This is a genomic window from Streptomyces sp. NPDC002574 (genome assembly GCF_042889545.1).
In the GTDB taxonomy this organism is placed as follows: domain Bacteria; phylum Actinomycetota; class Actinomycetes; order Streptomycetales; family Streptomycetaceae; genus Actinacidiphila.
Genome location: NZ_JBIARB010000017.1, coordinates 1 through 19,657, shown reverse-complemented (window position 1 = coordinate 19,657; position 19,657 = coordinate 1). Strand labels below are relative to the sequence as shown.

The window sequence follows — 19,657 nt, the reverse complement described above, 5'->3', positions numbered from 1 at the left end:
GCGCCGTCACGCTGGTCGGGTCACTCGAGCAGGACCGGCCTCATGTTTCGGGCCCGTGTCCTGTACACCTCAGGGACGGTAGCCGGGTTCGTCCGAGACCGAAAGCCCTTGAGTGGCAGATAAGTTGAACTTTCTCCCGCGTCAGGACAAAGCGGCGCCCGGGCAGCCCGACGGGCCCGGCGGCGCTGCCGCCGGGCTGCGGGCTGCTGACTGTCCGACCTGGGGGAAGGCGCTAGTCGTTGCCTCCGAAGGCGGCGTCGAAGGATGCCGCCGGCGGGTCGAAGTCGTACCGCTTCAGCAGGGAAAGCGCCTCGGGGGCGCCGGCGAGACGGTCCATCCCGGCGTCCTCCCACTCCACCGAGACCGGGCCGTCGTATCCGATCGAGCGGAGCATCCGGAACACGTCCTCCCACGGCACGTCGCCGTGCCCGGCCGACACGAAGTCCCAGCCGCGCCGCGGGTCGCCCCACGGCAGATGGGAGCCGAGCCGTCCGTTGCGGCCGTCGAGCCGCTTGCGGGCCTCCTTGCAGTCGACGTGGTAGATGCGGTCCTTGAAGTCCCACAGGAACCCGACCGGGTCGAGGTCCTGCCACACGAAGTGGCTCGGGTCGAAGTTCAGCCCGAACGCCGGCCGGTGGCCGACCGCCTCCATCGCGCGGTGCGTGGTCCAGTAGTCGTAGGCGATCTCGGCGGGGTGGACCTCGTGGGCGAAGCGGACCCCCTCGGCGTCGAAGACGTCCAGGATCGGGTTCCACCGCTGGGCGAAGTCCTCGTAACCGCGCTCGATCATCCGCTCGGGAACCGGCGGGAACATGGCGACCAGGTGCCAGATCGACGAGCCGGTGAAACCGATGACGGTCCGCACGCCGAAGGCCGCCGCGGCGCGCGCGGTGTCGGCCAGTTCGCGGGCCGCCCGCTGCCGGACGCCCTCGGGCTCGCCGTCGCCCCAGATCCTGGCGGGCAGGATCGCCTGGTGGCGCTCGTCGATCGGGTTGTCGCAGACGGCCTGCCCGACCAGATGGTTGGAGACCGCCCAGCACTTGAGTCCGTACTTGTCGAGCAGCGCCCGCCTCCCGTCCAGGTACCCGGGGTCGGCGAGGGCCTTGTCGACCTCGAAATGGTCGCCCCAGCAGGCGAGTTCGAGCCCGTCGTAACCGAAATCGCGGGCGAGCCGGCAGACCTCCTCCAGGGGCAGGTCGGCCCATTGGCCGGTGAAGAGGGTGAAGGGACGTGGCACGGCGAGGACCTCCTCGAAACGGTGGTGCGGTCAGGCGGGGACGGGGGTGTAGACGGAGTTCTTCTCGGCGCTCTCCTCCACGGCCGCCAGCACCCGCTGCACCTGCAGCCCGTCGGCGAAGGTCGGCTCGGGTGTCGTGCCCTCCGCCACGGCCAGCACCAGGTCGCGCGCCTGGTGCGTGAAGGTGTGCTCGTAGCCGAGGGCGTGGCCCGGCGGCCACCACGCCTCCAGGTACGGATGGTCCGGCTCGGTCACCAGGATCCGGCGGAAGCCGGCCGTGGACGCGGGCTCGGTGTGGTCGTGGAAGAACAGCTCGTTCAGTCGCTCCAGGTCGAAGGCGAGCGACCCTCGTTCGCCGTTGATCTCCAGCCGCAGGGCGTTCTTGCGGCCCGAGGCCATCCGCGTGGCCTCGAAGTTGGCGAGCGCCCCGGAGGCGAGGCGCCCGGTGAACAGCGCGGCGTCGTCGACGGTGACCGGCCCCCGCTCGGAGCCGCCGCCGGAGCCCGACAGGCCCGACGACACCCCGGCGAGCAGCGGCCGTTCCCGCACGAAGGTCTCGGTGAGCGCCGAGACTCCGACCAGGGGCTCCCCCGCAAGGTACTGCGCGAGGTCCACGGCGTGCGCGCCGAGGTCGCCGAGGGCGCCGGAGCCGGCGTATTCGCGCTTGAGCCGCCACGTCAGCGGGAAGTCCGGGTCGACGAGCCAGTCCTGCAGGTAGGTGACCCGCACATGGCGGATCGTGCCGAGCCGGCCCTCGGCGACCAGCCGGCGGGCGTACGCCGCCGCCGGCAGGCGCCGGTAGTTGAAGCCGACCATGGCCACCTGGCCGCGCCCGGCGGCCCGTTCGGCCGCCGCGACCATGGCCTCGGCCTCGGCGACCGAATTGGCGAGCGGCTTCTCGCACAGGACGTGCTTGCCCGCCTCCAGCGCCGCGATGGCGATCTCGGCGTGACTGTCCCCGGGGGTGCACACGTCCACGAGCTGGACGTCGTCCCGGGCGATCAGGTCCCGCCAGTCCGTCTCCGCGGCGGCCCAGCCGTGCTGGGCCGCCGCGTCCCGTACCGCCGCCGCGTCCCGGCCGCCGATGGCGGCCAGGACCGGCCGCACCGGCAGGTCGAAGACGCGGCCCACGGTGCGCCACGCCTGGGAGTGGGCAGCGCCCATGAACGCGTAGCCGACCATCCCGATGCCGAGGGCCGGCACAGCGCCCTCCGCTCCACGGGTCTCGTTATCGGCCGTACCAGCCATGCCTTGCTCCTCGTCGGTTGCTCGGTTCGGACGGGCGGGCGCTGCCTGTCAGTTGAAGCCCGTCGGCAGGTACTGGTCGACGTTCGCCTTGGTGACGACGGCCGAGTAGAGGGTGATCGAGGCGGGGATCTCCAGCTCGGCGAGCCCGCCGATCCCCTTCTTCTGGCCGAGGGTCCGGGCCAGGTCGATGGCGGAGGCGGCCATGGTCGGCGGGTAGAGCACGGTGGCCTTCAGTACGCCGTTGTCGGCCTTGATGGCGTCCATCGCCGACTTTGCGCCGGCGCCGCCGACCATGAGGAAGTCGTCGCGGCCCGCCTGCGCGATGGCGCGCAGGGCGCCGACGCCCTGGTCGTCGTCGTGGTTCCAGACCGCGTCGAACTGCTTCTGCGCCTGGAGCAGCTGGGCCATCTTGGCCTGGCCGGACTCCACGGTGAACTCGGCCGCCTGCCGGGCGACCTTCTGGATGTTGGGGAAGTTCTTCAGGGCGTCGTCGAAGCCCTGGGTGCGCTGCCGGGTCAGTTCCAGGTTGTCCAGTCCGGCGAGCTCGATCACCTTCGCGTCGGACTTGTCCTTGAGCTGCTCGCCGATGTAGTTGCCGGCGTTCAGGCCCATGCCGTAGTTGTCGCCGCCGATCCAGCAGCGGTACGCCTGCGGGGAGGCGAAGATCCGGTCCAGGTTGATCACCGGGATGCCGGCCTTCATGGCCTGCAGCCCCACCTGGGTCAGCGCCTTGCCGTCGGCCGGCAGGATCACCAGCACGTCGACCTTCTTGTTGATCAGGGTCTGGACCTGGCCGATCTGGGCGGCGGTGTCGTTGGAGCCCTCGGTGATCTCCAGCGTCACGTCGGAGTACGTCGCCGCGCGGTCCTTGGCGTTCTGGTTGATGGCGTTGAGCCAGCCGTGGTCGGCCTGGGGACCGGCGAAGCCGATGGTCACGGGCGTGCCGGGCTGGTCGTCGGCGGACGGGACGTTGGTCGCGGCCGTCTCCTGCTTCTTCGGCTCGTTGCTGGTGCAGGCGGTGAGGGCGGCGCCGACGGAGACGGCGGCGGCACCGAAGAGCAGGCCTCGGCGGCTGGTGAGCGGGTTTTCTGGCATGGCGGTGAAACCCTCCTGGGTTCGTGCGCACGGGGCGGGGTGCGGTGAGGTGAGGTGGGGTGGGTCCGGACGGGATGGGAGAGGGAACGTCTGCGGGAGCCGGCGCGACGATCGGTGCCGGCTGGGTGGCGGGAACGGTGCGGTGCGGAGGGGGCGGTTTCGCCCGCGTCAGCTGTCGCCGCCGCGTACGGTGCCGCGCTGGACCAGGACGGCGGCCACGATGATCGCCCCCTTGGCGATCTGCTGGACGGCGCTCTCCAGGTTGTTCAGGGCGAAGATGTTGGTGATGGTGGTGAAGACCAGGACGCCCAGGACGGATCCGACGATGGTGCCGCGGCCGCCGCTGAGGAGCGTGCCGCCGATGATCGCGGCGGCGATGGCGTCGAGTTCGTAGAGATTGCCGTTGGTGTTCTGACCCGACCCGGCCAGGATGATCAGCAGGAAGGCGGCGATCCCGCAGCACAGCCCGGACAGCAGGTAGAGGTACAGCCGCTGCCGGCGTACGTCGATGCCGGCGAGCCGGGCGGCCTCGGCGTTGCCGCCGACCGCGACGGTGCGGCGACCGAAGGTGGTGCGGTTCAGCACCAGCCAGCCGATGACGGTGACCGCCGCGAAGACCAGGACCAGCGGCGGGATACCGAGGATGTAGGAGTCGGGCACCCCGAGGTCGAGTACCGACTTCTCGGTGACGATCTGCGTCTTGCCGTCCGTGAGTTGGAGGGCCAGTCCGCGGGCCGACGCCAGCATCGCGAGGGTCGCGATGAACGGGACCATGCCGCCGTACGCGATGAGCACGCCGTTGACCAGTCCGCAGCCGAGGCCCACGAGCACCGCGGTGAAGAGGATGCCCGCGAAGCCGTACTCCTGGGTGGCGACGGTCGTCGCCCACACCGAGGACAGCGCGACGATGGCGCCGACGGACAGGTCGATGCCGCCGCTGGTGATGACGAAGGTCATGCCGACGGTGACGACGCCGATGACGGACGCCTGGGTCAGCACCAGTTGGAGGTTGGAGACGTCGAGGAACGAGTCGGACTGCGTGATGCCGCCGACGGCGACGAGCACGGCGAGGACGCCGAGCAGGGAGAGGTTGCGCACGTCGGCACGGAGTCCGAGCGCCGGACGCCGGCCGCCCTTGACGGCGGAGGGCGCCTCCGCGGGCGGCAGCGGTGCCTGCGGGGCCTGGGAAGCGGGCTGCGTCATCAGCTCGGGCTCCCTTCCATGACGAGGTCGAGTACACGGTGTTCGTCCAGCTCCTGCGCGGCCGCCGTATGCACGACACGGCCCTCGCGGAGCACCAGGACGCGGTCGGCGAGGCCCAGCACCTCGGGCACCTCGCTGGAGACGAGGAGGACGGCGAGCCCTTCGTCGGCGAGCCGGCGGATGACCGCGTACAGCTCGGCGCGGGCACCCACGTCCACGCCGCGGGTCGGCTCGTCGAGCAGCAGCACGCGGCAACCGCGCAGCAGCCAGCGCGCGAGCACCGCCTTCTGCTGGTTCCCGCCGGACAGGGTGCGGACCCGGGCGTCCGGGTTGTCGGGGCGCAACGACAGCGAGCGGGTGGACCTCTGGGCGGCCAGGCGTTCCTCGCGGCGGTCGAGCCAGCCGCCGCGGGAGAAGCGGGAGAGCGAGGACACCGACACGTTGCGGGTGACCGACTCCAGCATGAGCAGGGCCTGGGCCTTGCGCTCCTCGGGTGCCATGCCCAGTCCCGCGCGGACCGCCGAGCGGACGCTGCCGGGCTTGAGCGGGCGGCCGTCGACGGTGACGCGGCCCGCGGTGGGCCTGCGCGCGCCGTAGACGGTCTCCAGGATCTCCGAGCGCCCGGAGCCGACGAGGCCGGCGAGCCCGACGATCTCGCCGGGCCGGATGTCGAGGTCGACGGGAGCGAACTCCCCCTCGCGGGCGAGCCCTTCGACCCGCAGGACGGGTGCGCCCTCGCGCGGTCCCGCCGGGCGTTCGGGGAAGACGTACTCCACGTCGCGGCCCGTCATGAGGGCGACGATGTCCCTCGTCGGCATCGACTTGGCGGGCAGGCCGCCCGCGACGGCCCGGCCGTCCTTGAGGACGGTGACGCGGTCGCCGATGCGGCGGATCTCCTCCAGCCGGTGGGAGATGTAGACGACGGCCACGCCCTCGGCGGTGAGCTGGGCGACGATGCGGAGCAGGTTGTCGGTCTCCTCCGGGTCCAGCGCGGCGGACGGCTCGTCCATCACGATGAGCCGTACGTCGTGGGAGAGTGCCCGGGCCATCGAGACGATCTGCTGCTGGGCGGCGGACAGTTCGCCGACCTGCCGGGCCGGATCGATCTCGGGGTGGCCGAGGCGCCGGAGCAGGACCTCGGCCTCGCGACGGGCCTGGCGGCCGCGCACCACGAACCCGGCGGTGGTGGGTTCGTGGCCGAGGAAGACGTTCTCGGCGACGGACAGGCCCTCCACCAGGTCGAGTTCCTGGTAGATGGTGGCGATGCCGAGGCGCATGGCGGCGATGGGCGACCTCAGAGAGACGGGTTCGCCGCGCCAGATGATCTCCCCGTCGTCGGGCTGGTGGGCCCCGGCGAGCACCTTGATGAGCGTGGACTTCCCGGCGCCGTTCTGGCCCAGGAGGCAGTGCACCTCGCCGGCCTGGACGTCCAGGTCGACGCCGTCGAGGGCGCGGACGCCGGGGAAGGACTTGGTGATGCCGGACATGGTGAGCAGCGGGCCGCCTGCGGACGGCGGTGGCGGTGGCGGGGCCGGTGGTACTGGTGCCATGACGGATCCCCTCGGCGGGTGCGGGTACACGTGCGCGTGCGGAGCGTGCAAGTGGAGCCTGTGGTGCCGTGGTGCCGTGGTGCCGTGGTGCCGTGGTGCCGATGATCAGTGGTGCCGGTGGTGCGGTTCGTCGTACGGGGCGGCCGGTGGGGGTCGGTCAGGCCGGGGAGAAGACGTGGTCGCTGATGAGCCGGGCCGCGCCGATCACACCGGCGGTGGGGCCCAGTTCGCCCAGGACGATGGGCAGGTTGCCGGTCGCCAGGGGCAGCGACTGGCGGTAGACCTGGCTGCGGATGCTGGCCAGCAGGGTGTGGCCGAGCCCGGTGACGCCGCCGCCGATCACGACGAGTCCGGGGTTGAAGAAGCTGACGAGTCCCGCGATGACCTGCCCGACGCGGTTGCCGCCCTCGCGGATGAGTTCCAGCGCGGTCGCGTCACCGCCCGAGGCAGCGACGGCGACGTCGACCGCGGACAGCTGACCAGCCGCCTCCAGCCGGGCCGCGAGCGCCGGTGAACGTCCCGAGGTGGCGGCCTCCTTGGCGTCGAGGACGAGTGCGGCCCCGCTGAAGTGGGCTTCCAGGCAGCCGGTGTTGCCGCAGGCGCAGGGTCGCCCGCCGTCCACGACCTGGATGTGGCCGATGTCGCCGGCGCTGCCCGTCGCGCCGCGGTAGACCTCACCACCCACGACGATGCCGCAGCCGATGCCCGTACCGATCTTGACGCAGAGGAAGTCCGCGGCGGACCGGGCGACTCCCGCGTGCTGCTCCCCCATGGCCATCAGGTTCACGTCGTTGTCGACCATGACGGGGCAGCCCAGTTCCTGGCTGAGCGCCTCCCGGACCGGGAAGCCGTCCCAGCCGGGCATGATGGGCGGCGCGACCGGGACGCCCTCGGGGTAGCGGACCGGTCCCGGCACTCCGATCCCCGCGCCGTCGAACCCCTCGGCGAGACCGGCGGCCTGGAGTTTGGCGGCCATGGCGAGGATCCGCTCGAAGACGGCGACCGGGCCCTCGCGGACGTCCATCGGGTGGTTGAGGTGGCCGAGCACCTCCAGTTCGGCGTTGGTCACCGCGACGTCGACGGAGGTGGCGCCGATGTCGACGCCCAGGAAGCGCAGGCTCGGGGCGAGCCGTACGTTGTGCGAGCGCCGTCCGCCGCGCGAGGCCGCGAGACCGTCGGAGACCACCAGGCCCGTCTCCAGCAGGCGGTCGACCTCGACCGCCAGCTTGGAGCGCGAGAGCCCGATCAGGTCCCCCATCTGGGCGCGGGAGCTGGGCCCGCCGTCACGGAGCAGCCGCAGCAGCCGCACCTGGTGCGCATTGGCGGGTCGAGCCGTCATACGTCTCACGCGCCCCTCCCCTCCCCTGCCCCGTGGCGCGGGGATGTGCGGCCGGCGACCGGCCGGCCCTGTCCTTGTGGCTTTCGAGGGGAACGTAGCAGCGGCTGCCCGAAGGGGGAAGAAGTTGCGCAGGAATCAGCTCGCTCTTTTTCCGATCCCGGGACAAAGTCCGGTCGCGGTACCGGCGGTGGTGATGTCGCGCCGGGCACGGAATGGTTGCGGCATGGGTTCCCCGCGCCCGATCCACCGACGGCGGGGGCAACATGACGGGGCATGAGCAGAGACCGCTACGTCGACTTCCTCCGTGCGTGGGCGATCGTTCTCGTGGTGCTCGGCCACTGGCTGATCACCGGACTGGTCCGGGGACCCGACGGGGGGATCACCGCACCGGAACTGCTGGCGGTCGTTCCCTGGACCCAATGGCTGACGCTCGGCTTCCAGATCATGCCCCTGTTCTTCCTGGTCGGGGGCCGGTCGGCGGGCGACTCGTGGTCGCGCGCCCGGGCCGCGGGAGGTACGGCCGCCGGGTGGACGGGACGACGGACCCTGCGGCTGCTGCTCCCGACCGCCGTCTACAGCGGTCCGGTGCTCCTCGCCGTCGGGATCTGCGCGGCGGCCGGCGTGGACCCCGACACGCTCGCCCTGGTGGGCTGGGCGATGGGCATGCAGTTCTGGTTCCTCCCCGTGTACCTGGTCCTCGGCGCCCTGACCCCCGCGCTGTACGCGGCCCATCGGCGCTGGGGACTGCGCGCCCCGCTGGCCATGGCGGCGGCCGCCGCCGTGGCCGACGCCCTGGTGGTGACCGCGCACACGCCGTACCTAGGTCTGCTCGACTACGTCCTGGTGTGGGGCGTCGCCTACCAACTCGGCTTCTGCTGGCGGGACGGACTGCTGACGCGGCACCGGGCGACTCCTGTCGCGCTGGCCGCGGGCGGCGGGCTGGCCTTCGCGGCACTGGTGGGGCCAGGGCCGTTCCCGGTCAGCCTGATCCTGGTGACCGGGCAGAGCCCCAGCAACACCGACCCGCCCTCGGCGGCCATGCTGGCCTGGGCCGTGGCCCAGGTGGGTCTGTGCGTGCTCGTCGCCCCCGTCGTGCGGCGGTGGCTGGAGCACGAGCGGGTCTGGCGGCTGGTGCGTCAGACGGGCGGCGCCAGCATGACCCTCTACCTGTGGCACATGGTGCCGGTGCTGATCGTCGCCGCCGCGTTCTACCTCACGGGGCTGGCCCCCGAACCCGCCTTCGGCTCCGCGTCGTGGTGGGCACTGCGCGTGCCCTGGCTGCTGGTACTCGGCCTCGTACTGGCCGTCGTCGTCCGGCTGTTGCGGCCCGTGGACCACGGGCTGGCGGCCGTGTTCGAGCGGACCCGCCCCGACGCCGCCCCGCGCCGGGCGTGGCTCCTGTGGCTCGGGCTGGCCGCCGTCGTTCCCGCGCTCGCCCGCTTCGCGGTGGCGGGGTTCGCGCCCGACGGCCGCTTCCCCGTCCTGCCCGCGGTCGGCCTGGCCCTGGGCACAGCCCTCGCCGTGCTCCCGCAGGCCGTGAACCGTCGCGGTGCGCCGGAACCGAAGGACGTCCTCGAACGAGCGGCCTGACGGCCCCTCACCGACTCGCTGCCCCCGTTCGGCCCCCATACCGCCCTTCCCCGACCTGCCCGACCCGGCGCGTCACGGCAGGCTGGGGAGCGGAGTCCGCCCGGTTGTCCTCGCGCGCCGACCGGGCGGGCCGTCAGCACCGCGGCCGCGGCTACGAGGTGGCCGTCGCCGCCTGGCTGTGGACGTCGTCCGCCGGCACGGCGGGGTCCGGCCAGTCGACCGCGGTCTCGACGGGGCGACCGTAGTCGACACCGTCCACGTCGAAGCCGTACAGGCGACGCACTTCGGCGCCGAACCAGTCGAGGTCCGCGAGACCGGCGATGCCCGCGGTGGTGGCCCTGTCCCAGCGGTCGGCGACGGCGGCCTGGACGTCGTCGCCGAGTTCCCAGGTGTCCAGGCGTACGCGGCCCTCGTCGTCGAGGCGCAGTCCGGCCGCTCCGGTGAGCCCGTCCCACAACTCGGTGAGCTGCGCGGCCGGGGGGACCATGCGGTCGCCCAGGACGCCGCGCAGCAGGCCCACGTACAAGGCGATGCCCGGGATGGCGGTCGAGGACTGCGTGACGGCGGCGCCGTTGACGGAGGTGAGGGCCCGGCCGCCGACCGACGCGCCCAGGCGTTCGTCGAGGCGTCGGGCGGTGGCCTCCAAGTGGGCCTTCGCCGCGCCGATGGTGCCCTGCCGGTAGATCGCGGCGGTGAGCGGGGATCCGATGTACGACAGCGCGACGGTGCTGAAGCCGTCGGCCAGCAGGCCGCGGCCCGCGAGCCGTTCGATCCATCGCTCCCAGTCGGCGCCGCCCATGACGGCCACGGTCTGCTCGATGTCGTCGCCCTCGGCGGGCGCGGTCTCGACCTCGCGGATCTCGGGTGCGCCGTCCGCGCCGAAGACCAGGGTCTTGGTGCGGTGGGCCACGCCGATCGGCTTGAGCACCGACGCGAAGGTGGTTCCGGTGTCGGGGTCGGTACGCCGTGGCGCGGCCACCGAGTAGACCAGGTGGTCGAGGCGTCCGCCGAAGCGCTGCGCGAGCAGGTCGGCGACCTGGTCCTTCATCGCGTCACCGAAGGCGTCGCCGTTGAGGAAGACCATGTCGCTGCCGGCTTCACGGGCGAGGCGTGCGGTGGCGGCGGTGCGGTACCAGCCGGCCGTCGCGGTGCGCCGCTCGGTGGGGCCCTTCTCGAAGCAGACACCGATGCCCCGGATGCCGGCCCGCTTGAGTCCGGCGACGGTGGCGGCGAGTCCGTATCCGGCGGACGAGCCGATCACGAGCGCCACCGGACGGTCCCCGGCCGGTGCGTCCGGGGCGCCGGCGACGGACGACCACATCTCCTCGACGGCCCGTTCGCATCCGGCGGGGTGCGCGTCGAGGAAGAGGAAGCCGCGGTTGCGAGGGGTGATGGTGCGCTGGGTCACCTGTGTTCTCCCTGGAGCTCCAGGCCTTCGGGCCCGGGAGGAATGGGTCCTTGCGTCCGAGCCGCGAAGCGGCGGAGTTGTCTGCGCATCTGTTCTGACCTGCACTCTCTTTCGTTGTCGGTGGGGGCTGTCAGGTTCCGGGGCATGACGACGACAGCGGTGTCCGAGGAGGGCTCCGGGCATGCCCGGTACACCTTCCGCCCGCGTGTGTCGTCCACCGCGCGGGCCGGTCTGGAGGCGGAGTGGGCGCGTTGCCGGTGGGTGTGGAACGAGTGCGTGGCCGTGTCCCGCAAGATCCACGCCCTGAACCGGACCGCCGAGCAGAAGACCACCTGCGGCCCGGCGCAGCTCGACAGGATGCTGACCGAGGCGAGGCGGTCGATGGCGTGGCTGCGGGAAGGCAGCTCGGTGCCGCAGCAGCAGATCATCCGGGACTTCGGCAAGGCCCGGGCCAAGGCGTTGAAGGACATCATGGCGCGGCTGCCGATGCGGCAGCGGGCCGGGATGCCTCGCATCAAGCGCAAGCGCGATGTGGCTTTGTCGCTGAAGCACACCACCCGGGGTTTCAGGGTCAAGGACGGGCGCCTGCATCTGGCGGGAGGCATCGTGCTGACGGTGGTGTGGTCCCGCGACCTGCCCGCCGCCCCCACGTCGGTACGCGTGTATCGCGACAGCTGCGGCCACTGGTACGCCAGTTTCGTCGTGGCCACTGCCCTTGAGCCGCTGCCCGCCACTGGCGCGGTGATCGGTATTGACTGAGGCGTGCGTGAGACCGAGACCACGACCAGCGACGTCGACGACCTGCCCCACGCACAGTACGGCAGGACCGCCGCGGCGAAGCTGGCCCGGTACCTGAGGATGATGGCGCGGCGCCGCACCCCGAGGAACACGCCCGACACCGGCGGTTACCGCAAGGCCCGCCGGGCCGCCGCGAAGGTGTCCCAGAAGATCGCCCGCCAGAGGCGGGACACCGCCCGCAAGTGGGCCAAGCGCGTCGTCACCGACCACGACGCCATCGCGGTCGAGGACTTCCGGCCGAAGTTCCTGGCGAAGTCCAGCATGGCCCGCAAGGCGGCGGACGCGGCGATCGGCGCCACGAAGGCGGCTCTGGTCCGGATGGGCCGTAAGCACGGGCGGGACGTCCGCCTGGTGCATCCCGCGCACACCACCATGGACTGCGCGTCGTGCGGAGCGAGAACCAAGCACGCACTTCCTCTTTCGGAACGTACCTGCACCCGCACCCCGTGCGGAGCCGTGTCCCCCAGGGACAAGAACTCCGCCCGCGTGATGCGGACCGCTGGTCCCCGGCCCACGTGGGCCAGGAATCCCCGCCCATCAGGGCGCGGAGGATGTCAAGTGAGGTCCCTTTCGAAGACGCTCCGGGGATCAGCGGACCCGAACCGGCCGCCACGTGGTGTCAGTCTCCGGTGTCGCGGCCCCGGATCCGGCTCTCGCAGCGCACAACAATCGCCGGACGATCTTGGAGCCTTCCCACGGGATCCCGTGGCGCAAGACCCGATGGGGTGGCCTCGGCGGCCGCGCAGCCCGGCGGCGTCGCCGGGCCCGCGGCCGCGCAGCCCGCGCTACGCCAGGAACCCGGCGACGGCCGTCACGAACCGCTCGGCGTCGTCGAGCCACGGGTGGTGCCCGGCCCCGGGCTGGACGACGAGCCCGGCCCCGGGGAACAGCCCGGCGAACTCGGCGACCGCTCGGGGCGGGGCCCCCGGGTCGACCTCTCCGGCCAGCAGGAGCACCGACGGCGCGAAGCGGGCGAGCGCGGCGCGCGTGGCGTCGGGGTCGAAAGCGCCGTCGGCGCCGAACGCGGCCATGACCTCCGGGTCCGCCCGCTCCTCCGCGGCGGCGTGATGGGCGCGGGCGGGTTCGTCCCAGCGTCCGTAGGAGAACGGTGCGACGGCCCGCCAGTGGTCGTCGCCGCCCCGGCCCGCCGCGATGGCCTCCAACGCCGCGAACGCGGCGGGGAACCAGGGCTCGTCACGCCGGAGCCGCGCGGTGTCGAGCCGCAGGTCCCCGGGGATCGGGATGCCGACCGCCCTGACGCTGGGGGTGACCAGCACCAGCCTGCGGACGCGTTCGGGGTGGCGGGCGGCGTACTGGACGGCCACGTTCGCACCGGCACAGTGGGCGAGCAGGTCCAGGCGGTCGAGCCCGAGGTGCTCGCGCAGGGCCTCCACGTCCTCGACCTGCCGGTCGCACCGGCGGGAGGCGAGGTCCTCCGGGACCTGCGACCGGCCGGTGCCGCGCAGGTCGAGCCTGATCACTCGGCGGTGTGCGGACAGGCCTCCGAGGTCGCCCAGGTACGCGGAGTCCGTCGGTCCCCCGGGAAGGCAGATCACGGGATCGCCGTCGCCGGCGGCGTGGTGGGCGAGCCGGGTTCCGTCGTACGCGGGGAAGAAGTACTCCGAAAATGCCGAGAACGCTGAGGATGCTGGGGATGCTGGGGACACAGGCATGGCAGAGATCCTTTCGGCGGATGCTCAGAACAAGTGCCGCCCTCGCGGGGCGGCTTGGGGACGTATGGATCAGCCGCGCGGGTGCGGTGCGCCGGGACCGGGGGCGAGTCGCCGCACCTCGTGCCGCCCGCTCCGGGGGCGGTGCGCCGCTCCGGGCGCTTCAGGGTGCCGGCCGTCGTCGCGGCCGAAGAGTTGTTCCGTGACGCCGTTCAAGGTCGTCCTGGCGGTGGAGCGCATGAAGGTATGGCCTTTCGGGATGCCTACGGGCACTCCCAGGCCGCCTGTGTCAGGCGAACCGCACAGCCACGCGGGAGGGGAGCACCCAGCCTGCAACAGCGTTGATGGGTCTCACCTCCTCGGTCCGTGGCGAACGCCGCGACGTTATCAGGTGGGGCCGCCGGCGGGGCGCGGATCCTCGGAGAACGGCCGGAAGCCGCCACGGTTTCCTTGACGTCCAAGATGCTCCGCATCATCCTGGAGCGAACGGCGAACGTCATCAATTCATGACAGACACCTCCACAGCGGCCACCCGGCGCGACATCACTTCAGCGCGGGAACGTGGGCCGGCCCACAGCCAGCATCACCACCTTGACTGGTGATGCAGCCTGTGCGAGCGTCGACACCGAGCACGACCGGCCCACCGCGTCCCACGGTGGCCGGGGCAGGGTCGCCCTCGCATGCAGCTGCTTTGCCGCAGGTCATCGGAGGCGGCCCCACGCCCGAATTCCTGGCCCGAAACGAAAGGCGCGCGAAGAATGCCGAACACGCGCAGCACCCCCAAGGCACGGTTCCTGAGCGCGGCGGCCGGCGTCGCCGCCCTCCTGGCCGGCGGCTTGGCCGTAGCGCCCCTCGCGTCGGCCGCCCCGGCGGCCTCGGGCAGCTCACACGCCGCGCACGCCCGTACGGAGGTCCTCTCGCTGGTCGCCCGGCAGACCCAGTCCGCCTCCGTCGATCTGGGCAAGAAGGGCCTGAGCCTGGGTGACGAGCTCGTCATCGCCGAGGACATCTACCGCGACGGCAAGAAGATCGGCGACCACAGCGTGGTCTGCACGTACTTCCACCTCGAACCGAGCGCGCTGCAATGCGTGGGAACGTTCTCCCTGCCCAAGGGGCAGATCAGCGGACAGGCGCTCCTGCACCTGCCGCCCGCCGCGTCCGTCGACATCCCCATCACCGGGGGTTCCGGCGCCTATGACACAGCGCGCGGCTACGTCCACACCGTGCCCGCCGGCAAGACCGAGCGGCACCTCACCTTCCACATCGTCCACTGACCGTCGATCGCCGATCGCCCATCGCAGATAGCCGAATCGACACGGAGGAAGAGGATGCGGCTCATGTCGAAGACCGCCCGGAAACCCGCCGAGACGCCTGACGTCACGGCTGCCACCGCCACCGCCATCCCCGCGGTCACCGTCGTCACCACGGCCGTCACGGTCGCGGATGCCGACGCGGCGGCCCGCCGTGCCAGGTTCGGGGCGCTCCCCGAGCGCGTGCGGCCCGAGGAAACGACCGAGGTGATCCCCCTCATAGCGAAGTACCCCTCGCAGGACCACTACGACCACGAGAAGTGGCTCACCTGCCGATGGGTGTAGGCAGCGGGTAGGCAGCGGTCCCGACCTGGGGGGGCGCATATTCGATCGACCTCCGCGCCCGGCACGGCTACGTTGGCGCGATGGCCGAGCTGCGCACCGAACGTCTCCTGCTCCGCGGATGGCGGGACTCCGACCGCGTCCCCTGGGCCGCGCTGAATGCCGATCCGCGGGTCCGTGAGCACTTCCCCGGCGTGCTCACGCGGGAGCAGAGCGACGCGTCCGCGGCCCGTTTCCAGGCCGACCTCGAACGGCGCGGCTGGGGATGGTGGGCGGTGGAGGTCGCAGCCACCGGCGACTTCATCGGATTCACCGGGCTCGATCCCGTGGACGAGGGAATGCCGTTCACCGGGGTGGAGGCCGGCTGGCGCCTGGCCCGCTCGGCGTGGGGCCATGGTTACGCCACCGAAGCGGCCCTGGCCGTGGTGGCCTTCGGCTTCGAGGACGTCGGCCTCGACGAGATCCTCGCGGTCACGACCGCGACCAATCTCCCCTCGCAGGCCGTGATGCGCCGCGTCGGCATGACCCGTGACCCGGCCGACGACTTCGACGACCCCGACGTGCCGGACGGCCCCCTGCGCCGCAGCGTCGTGTACCGCCTCCGAGCCCAGGACTTCGCCGGGGCGGCGCGCCCCCTGACGTAGTCGTGCGACCGCACGACGGTTCGGGGCCGGTCGGGAAGCGCCTGGTCAGACCTTGTCCAGCCAGAGCACGATGCCGGTCATGTCACTCAGCACGGCCGCGACACCCGCCCTGATCGCGCCCTCGCAGCGCGCGGTGGTGAACGAGGCGGGGTCGTAGGTGGAGGACATACCGAGCCCCTCCCCCCGGAACGAGGCGCCTGGCCAGTCGACTGCCGTCACGTTCTGCGTGGGCTCCGCCAGTTCGGCACCCACGACGAGGAACTGCTGCGACAGATGGTTCGGGGTGATCATCGCCAGCGGGTCGATCAGGTCGTTGCCCGCGCTGACGATGAGGTCGGCGCCCATCTTCATGGCCCTGCCGGCCGCCGCAACGTAGTCCGACGGGCTGTCGGCGGTCACCGTCCTGAGGTCGACGTGCTCCGCCGCGGCCCACTCGTCGACCGCCTTGACCAGCGCCTTGGTCGGGCCGTCGTCGCCCGCGGTGAGCAGGACGACACGGTAGCCCTGCGGCGGGTGGACGCCGCTCCAGGAGCCGGGCCGCGGAGTGGCGGTGGCCTCCGGGCCGGGCGGCGCGGCGGGGTCGACGAAGCCGGGACCGAGCGTGCCGACGGCGGTCGGCTGCGGGTGCGGCCGTGACCAGTCGTCTCCGGAGCCGCATCCGGTGACCAGCGCGGCGGCCACGGCCAGCGTGGCGAGGGCGCGAAGCGGGGCGCGCAAGGTGATCGTCCTCCGAGTGGTGAAGGGTGGTGCGCCCCCCATCCTGCTATCCCGTCGCGCGCCGCGATCCGTCGAGGGTGTCGTTCTCGATGTTGTTGTTCGACGGTTCGCCAACAGGGCGGATGGTGTTCACCCGTGACATGCACCGTGCACTGGCAACCTGAAGGAGCCACATGTCACAACGTGTCCGCCGCGCCGTCATCGGGATCACCGCGGCGGTGATCGCTTTCCTGGGCCTCGGGCAACCGGCGTACGCCCACGGGTTCTCGTCGACCGTGTACGTCAACGTCGCCTCGGGCGGCGAGGGTCGGATACGGACGACGCTGCAGCTCGAGTACGACCTGTTCATCGTCTCCACCGCCGACTACGAGAAGGACGATTCACTCTTCACGGCAGGAACCGCCGCATTCGACGCGGGCGACAAGGACGCGCAGGGGGCGGCGCTCAACGCCCACAAGGCGTCGGCGGTCGCCTACGCCACCCAGCGCTTCTCGGTGTCCTCCGGGGACACGGCCTGTACCGCGGCGCAGGTCGGCGACTTCACGATGGGGCAGCGGGAGGGCGTGCCGTACGCCGGTCTGACGCTCGACTGGACCTGCGCCGGAGGGGGCGACGACCACGCGGTGCGCAGCGGGCTCTTCCCCGACGCGGAGGGGTACGTCAAGGGCACCAAGACAATCGTCACTTACGACGTCGACGGCCGCTCGGGCAGTGCGGCGCTCGACGCGGCGCACCCGTCCTTCTCCATCAGCCAGACGTGGTACGAGCGGTTCTGGGAGTTCTTCCGCCTGGGCGCCGAGCACCTGCTGACCGGGATCGACCACATCCTGTTCCTGCTCGCGCTGATCGCCGGCTCCCGCCGGCCGCGCGAGATCGTGCTCGCGGCCACCAGCTTCACCCTCGCGCACTCGGTGACGTTCATGCTCGCCGCGCTCGGTGTGGTCGACGTGCCGTCGGGGATCGTGGAACCGGTCATCGCGCTGTCGATCGCCGTGGTCGCGGGCTGGCACCTGTGGCGGATCTGGCGGCGCCGCGGCCTCGCGACCGACATGGAGACGCTGGGCGAGGGGCACTTCAGCCTGGACCGCGCCGGATGGACGCGCCTCGGCGTCGTCTTCTGCTTCGGCCTGGTCCACGGCCTGGGCTTCGCGGGCGCGTTGGGGATCGACGAGGCGTGGTCGTGGACCCTGCTGTGGTCGCTGCTGGTGTTCAACGTGGGCATCGAGACGGTGCAACTGGCCATCATCGCCGTGGTCTTCCCGGTGCTCATCCTGCTCCGGCGCCGTTCCCGGGTTGCCGGTCTGTGGACGACAGGTGTCATCTCGGCGGGAGTGGCCGCGATGGGGCTGGTGTGGTTCGTGCAGCGGACGTTCGGCCTGTAGGACATGCCCAGGTCTCCGTGTGTTGTTCAGACAAGTCGAAGATCAGATTTATCTTCCCTTTACCAACACCCGAGAGTTTGTTGATCTCCATTCCATGCACACACATCGTGCACAAGAGGAACGAATACTCATGAGATCGAGCAACTCCTCGCAGGCCTCCGGGTCTGCGCGGCGCCGTGTCGCCACTGGCGCCACCGCGGCATTTCTCGGCCTGAGCGTGGCCCTCGGCAGCGGCCTGGCGACTCCCGCCAACGCCGCCGACACCTCCACGATCACCGGCATCGTCCTCGGCGTGGGCTCCAACGAGTCCCAGCGCACCGTCACGTGGTACTCCTCCGCGGACACGGCCCAGAAGGTCCAGGTCGTCCCGACCGCGCAGCTCGTGAACGGCGAGTTCCCGGCCGACGCGGCCACCTTCGACGCCATCGGCGCGGCGAACATCGCGACCAGCGGCGGCTTCAACCGCCACGCGACGATCACCGGCCTGAAGGAGAACACGGCGTACTCCTACCGTGTCGGCACCGAGGGCAGCTGGTCCACCGCGTACGCCTTCAAGACGCAGGACTTCGAGGGCGACTACGACTTCCTGTTCTACGGCGACCCGCAGATCGGCTCGTCGGGCAACCTGGCGAGCGACCAGGCCGGCTGGCAGGACACGGTCGACGTCTCGCTGCGGGCCAACCCGAACGCCGAGATCCTGGTGTCGGGCGGTGACCAGGTCGAGACGGCGAACACCGAGTCCCAGTGGGACTCCTTCCTCGCCCCGAACCAGCTGCGCCAGTACCCCTGGGCCGCCACCATCGGCAACCACGACGTCGGTGGCAAGGCCTACGAGCAGCACTTCACCACCCCGAACACCGACCGTTCGGCCCCGTACTACGACAACGGGAACCCGGCGGGCACCAAGTCGGGCGGTGACTACTGGTACATCTACAAGGATGTGCTGTTCATCGACCTGAACAGCAACAGCTACAACTCCGCCACCGGCGGCGGCGACGCGGCGCACGTCAGCTACGTCACCGACGTCATCAACAAGCACGGCAACGAGGCCAAGTGGAAGGTCCTCGTCTACCACCACGCGATCTACTCGCCGGCCGCGCACGCCAAGGACAGCGACAACAAGCAGCGTCGTACGGACTTCCCGACGACGTTCTCCAAGCTCGGTGTCGACCTGGTCCTCCAGGGCCACGACCACAGCTACTCCCGCAGCTACCTGATCAAGAACGGCGAGAAGGAGAACCCGGCCGAGAAGCCGGGTGCTGCCGACGTGTACCCGGGTCCCGGCGGCGTCCTCTACGTGACGGCCAACTCCGCCTCGGGCTCGAAGTACTACGACATCACCACGCCGGACAACAGCGGCACGAGTGGTGCGGGCAACGGCGCCGACCCGCTGAACCCGAACAACTACTGGTACAACTCGGTTCAGAACCAGGAGCACGTCCGCACCTACGTCAAGGTGCAGGTGCGCAACGACAAGCTCGTGGTCGAGAACATCCGCAGCGCCGCCAACGGCGCCGACCAGCCGGTCGGTTCGCACGTCGACGACGTCACGGTGCACCCGTACCACGGTGACAGCCAGGACCTCCAGGTCAACGTCCCGAACCCGGCTCCGGGCGAGTTCGGCTGGACGATCGACGGCTACAACGGCCTGGTGGACCTCGGCACCGCCGAGGAGAAGAACGGCGACCACTTCGAGGCCGACGGTCGGCTCAACCCGATCGTCGTCTCCGACAGCCGCCGCTCGCTCGCCCCGTGGTCGATCTCGGCCAGCGTCAGCGCGTTCAAGGACGCCGACAAGACGTTCGCCAGCTCCTTCCTCGGCTGGACGCCGCGCGTCCTGGTCGCCGGCGCGGGCGCCACGGCCAACGCGTCGGTGGCCTCGGGCTACGACGACCAGGGCCAGGGCCTCGCGATCTCGCGCGGTCTCGCCTCCGCCGAGCAGGGCCACGCGCGTGGTGAGGCCAAGGTGGGCGCCGACCTGGATCTGAAGATCCCGGACAGCGTCCAGAAGGGTGACTACCGCGCCACCCTGACGATCACCGCGCTCAGCAGCTGATCGGACCCGTTCCACAGGCGGGGGGGGGGGCCCCCCGCCCCCCCCCCCCCCCCCCCCCCCCCCCCAAAAAAAAAGTGACACCCCCCCCCCCCCCCCAGAAGAACAACAACCCCCCCCCACGGCCCCCC

General features: G+C 71.5%; 15 protein-coding genes and 1 pseudogene. 7 read left to right on the top strand and 9 right to left on the bottom strand.

The features are described from left to right. Nucleotides 1-232: 232 nt before the first annotated feature. The 6 genes from ACFYXS_RS33475 to ACFYXS_RS33450 all read right to left on the bottom strand — a co-directional run bounded on the left by ACFYXS_RS33475 (nucleotide 233) and on the right by ACFYXS_RS33450 (nucleotide 7,672). The gene (locus ACFYXS_RS33475; RefSeq protein WP_389255113.1) at nucleotides 233-1,237 is read right to left on the bottom strand and encodes a sugar phosphate isomerase/epimerase family protein; all 1,005 of its coding nucleotides are present in this window, start codon (nucleotides 1,235-1,237) and stop codon (nucleotides 233-235) included. A gap of 30 nt (nucleotides 1,238-1,267) precedes the next feature. Continuing rightward, entirely contained in the window at nucleotides 1,268-2,485 is a 1,218-nt protein-coding gene (locus ACFYXS_RS33470; RefSeq protein WP_389255111.1) for a Gfo/Idh/MocA family protein, read from the bottom strand. A gap of 48 nt (nucleotides 2,486-2,533) precedes the next feature. Beyond that, entirely contained in the window at nucleotides 2,534-3,580 is a 1,047-nt protein-coding gene (locus ACFYXS_RS33465) for a substrate-binding domain-containing protein (RefSeq protein ID WP_389255109.1), read from the bottom strand. A 168-nt stretch (nucleotides 3,581-3,748) separates the two neighbouring features. Next, the gene (locus ACFYXS_RS33460) at nucleotides 3,749-4,783 is read right to left on the bottom strand and encodes an ABC transporter permease (protein WP_389255107.1); all 1,035 of its coding nucleotides are present in this window, start codon (nucleotides 4,781-4,783) and stop codon (nucleotides 3,749-3,751) included. Further along, nucleotides 4,783-6,333: a sugar ABC transporter ATP-binding protein gene (locus ACFYXS_RS33455; protein ID WP_389255105.1), complete on the bottom strand. Its 1,551-nt coding sequence runs from the start codon at nucleotides 6,331-6,333 to the stop codon at nucleotides 4,783-4,785. The genes ACFYXS_RS33460 and ACFYXS_RS33455 overlap by 1 nt, the downstream gene beginning before the upstream one ends. 157 nt (nucleotides 6,334-6,490) lie before the next feature. Further along, nucleotides 6,491-7,672 carry an ROK family protein gene (locus tag ACFYXS_RS33450; RefSeq protein WP_389255103.1) on the bottom strand — a complete coding sequence of 394 codons (1,182 nt, stop codon included), beginning with the start codon at nucleotides 7,670-7,672 and terminating at the stop codon, nucleotides 6,491-6,493. A 273-nt stretch (nucleotides 7,673-7,945) separates the two neighbouring features. Between ACFYXS_RS33450 and ACFYXS_RS33445 the strand changes: the two genes are divergently transcribed. Then, nucleotides 7,946-9,262, top strand: coding sequence for an acyltransferase (locus ACFYXS_RS33445; protein WP_389255102.1), 1,317 nt, complete (start codon nucleotides 7,946-7,948; stop codon nucleotides 9,260-9,262). 151 nt (nucleotides 9,263-9,413) lie between these two features. Here the strand turns inward: ACFYXS_RS33445 and fabV are convergent, their stop codons facing one another. Then, nucleotides 9,414-10,670, bottom strand: a complete 1,257-nt coding sequence (fabV, locus tag ACFYXS_RS33440; RefSeq protein WP_389255100.1) for an enoyl-[acyl-carrier-protein] reductase FabV — start codon at nucleotides 10,668-10,670, stop codon at nucleotides 9,414-9,416. A 144-nt stretch (nucleotides 10,671-10,814) separates the two neighbouring features. Between fabV and ACFYXS_RS33435 the strand changes: the two are divergent. Then, nucleotides 10,815-12,011: pseudogene (locus ACFYXS_RS33435) on the top strand (RNA-guided endonuclease InsQ/TnpB family protein); the annotation flags it as partial. Nucleotides 12,012-12,253: 242 nt separating this feature from the next. Here ACFYXS_RS33435 and ACFYXS_RS33430 read toward each other — a convergent pair. Then, complete coding sequence (locus ACFYXS_RS33430; protein ID WP_389255098.1) at nucleotides 12,254-13,141, bottom strand: alpha/beta fold hydrolase; 888 nt, start codon at nucleotides 13,139-13,141, stop codon at nucleotides 12,254-12,256. Nucleotides 13,142-13,896: 755 nt separating this feature from the next. Here ACFYXS_RS33430 and ACFYXS_RS33425 point away from each other — a divergent pair. From ACFYXS_RS33425 to ACFYXS_RS33415, 3 genes are all read left to right on the top strand, one after another. Beyond that, complete coding sequence (locus ACFYXS_RS33425) at nucleotides 13,897-14,412, top strand: hypothetical protein (protein ID WP_389255096.1); 516 nt, start codon at nucleotides 13,897-13,899, stop codon at nucleotides 14,410-14,412. Between the two features lie 63 nt (nucleotides 14,413-14,475). Continuing rightward, entirely contained in the window at nucleotides 14,476-14,733 is a 258-nt protein-coding gene (locus tag ACFYXS_RS33420) for a hypothetical protein (RefSeq protein ID WP_389255094.1), read from the top strand. 80 nt (nucleotides 14,734-14,813) lie between these two features. Continuing rightward, nucleotides 14,814-15,374 (top strand): GNAT family N-acetyltransferase, encoded by a 561-nt coding sequence (locus tag ACFYXS_RS33415; protein ID WP_389255092.1) that lies wholly within the window; start codon nucleotides 14,814-14,816, stop codon nucleotides 15,372-15,374. A 45-nt stretch (nucleotides 15,375-15,419) separates the two neighbouring features. On the opposite strand, the gene ACFYXS_RS33410 is transcribed toward ACFYXS_RS33415, so the two are convergent. Further along, nucleotides 15,420-16,091 (bottom strand): hypothetical protein, encoded by a 672-nt coding sequence (locus ACFYXS_RS33410; RefSeq protein WP_389255090.1) that lies wholly within the window; start codon nucleotides 16,089-16,091, stop codon nucleotides 15,420-15,422. A gap of 173 nt (nucleotides 16,092-16,264) precedes the next feature. On the opposite strand from ACFYXS_RS33410, the gene ACFYXS_RS33405 reads away from it, so the two are divergent. Both ACFYXS_RS33405 and ACFYXS_RS33400 read left to right on the top strand, forming a co-directional pair. Further along, nucleotides 16,265-17,473 carry a HupE/UreJ family protein gene (locus ACFYXS_RS33405; protein WP_389255088.1) on the top strand — a complete coding sequence of 403 codons (1,209 nt, stop codon included), beginning with the start codon at nucleotides 16,265-16,267 and terminating at the stop codon, nucleotides 17,471-17,473. A gap of 130 nt (nucleotides 17,474-17,603) precedes the next feature. Then, nucleotides 17,604-19,529, top strand: a complete 1,926-nt coding sequence (locus tag ACFYXS_RS33400; RefSeq protein WP_389255086.1) for a fibronectin type III domain-containing protein — start codon at nucleotides 17,604-17,606, stop codon at nucleotides 19,527-19,529. Nucleotides 19,530-19,657 lie beyond the last annotated feature (128 nt).

Coding starts and splice junctions, on each gene's coding strand:
- ACFYXS_RS33470 (WP_389255111.1), bottom strand. CDS start 2,485: ATGGCTGGTACGGCCGATAACGAGACCCGTGGAGCGGAGGGCGCTGTG.
- ACFYXS_RS33465 (WP_389255109.1), bottom strand. CDS start 3,580: ATGCCAGAAAACCCGCTCACCAGCCGCCGAGGCCTGCTCTTCGGTGCC.
- ACFYXS_RS33460 (WP_389255107.1), bottom strand. CDS start 4,783: ATGACGCAGCCCGCTTCCCAGGCCCCGCAGGCACCGCTGCCGCCCGCG.
- ACFYXS_RS33455 (WP_389255105.1), bottom strand. CDS start 6,333: ATGGCACCAGTACCACCGGCCCCGCCACCGCCACCGCCGTCCGCAGGC.
- ACFYXS_RS33450 (WP_389255103.1), bottom strand. CDS start 7,672: ATGACGGCTCGACCCGCCAATGCGCACCAGGTGCGGCTGCTGCGGCTG.
- ACFYXS_RS33445 (WP_389255102.1), top strand. CDS start 7,946: ATGAGCAGAGACCGCTACGTCGACTTCCTCCGTGCGTGGGCGATCGTT.
- ACFYXS_RS33430 (WP_389255098.1), bottom strand. CDS start 13,141: ATGCCTGTGTCCCCAGCATCCCCAGCATCCTCAGCGTTCTCGGCATTT.
- ACFYXS_RS33425 (WP_389255096.1), top strand. CDS start 13,897: ATGCCGAACACGCGCAGCACCCCCAAGGCACGGTTCCTGAGCGCGGCG.
- ACFYXS_RS33420 (WP_389255094.1), top strand. CDS start 14,476: ATGTCGAAGACCGCCCGGAAACCCGCCGAGACGCCTGACGTCACGGCT.
- ACFYXS_RS33415 (WP_389255092.1), top strand. CDS start 14,814: ATGGCCGAGCTGCGCACCGAACGTCTCCTGCTCCGCGGATGGCGGGAC.
- ACFYXS_RS33405 (WP_389255088.1), top strand. CDS start 16,265: ATGTCACAACGTGTCCGCCGCGCCGTCATCGGGATCACCGCGGCGGTG.
- ACFYXS_RS33400 (WP_389255086.1), top strand. CDS start 17,604: ATGAGATCGAGCAACTCCTCGCAGGCCTCCGGGTCTGCGCGGCGCCGT.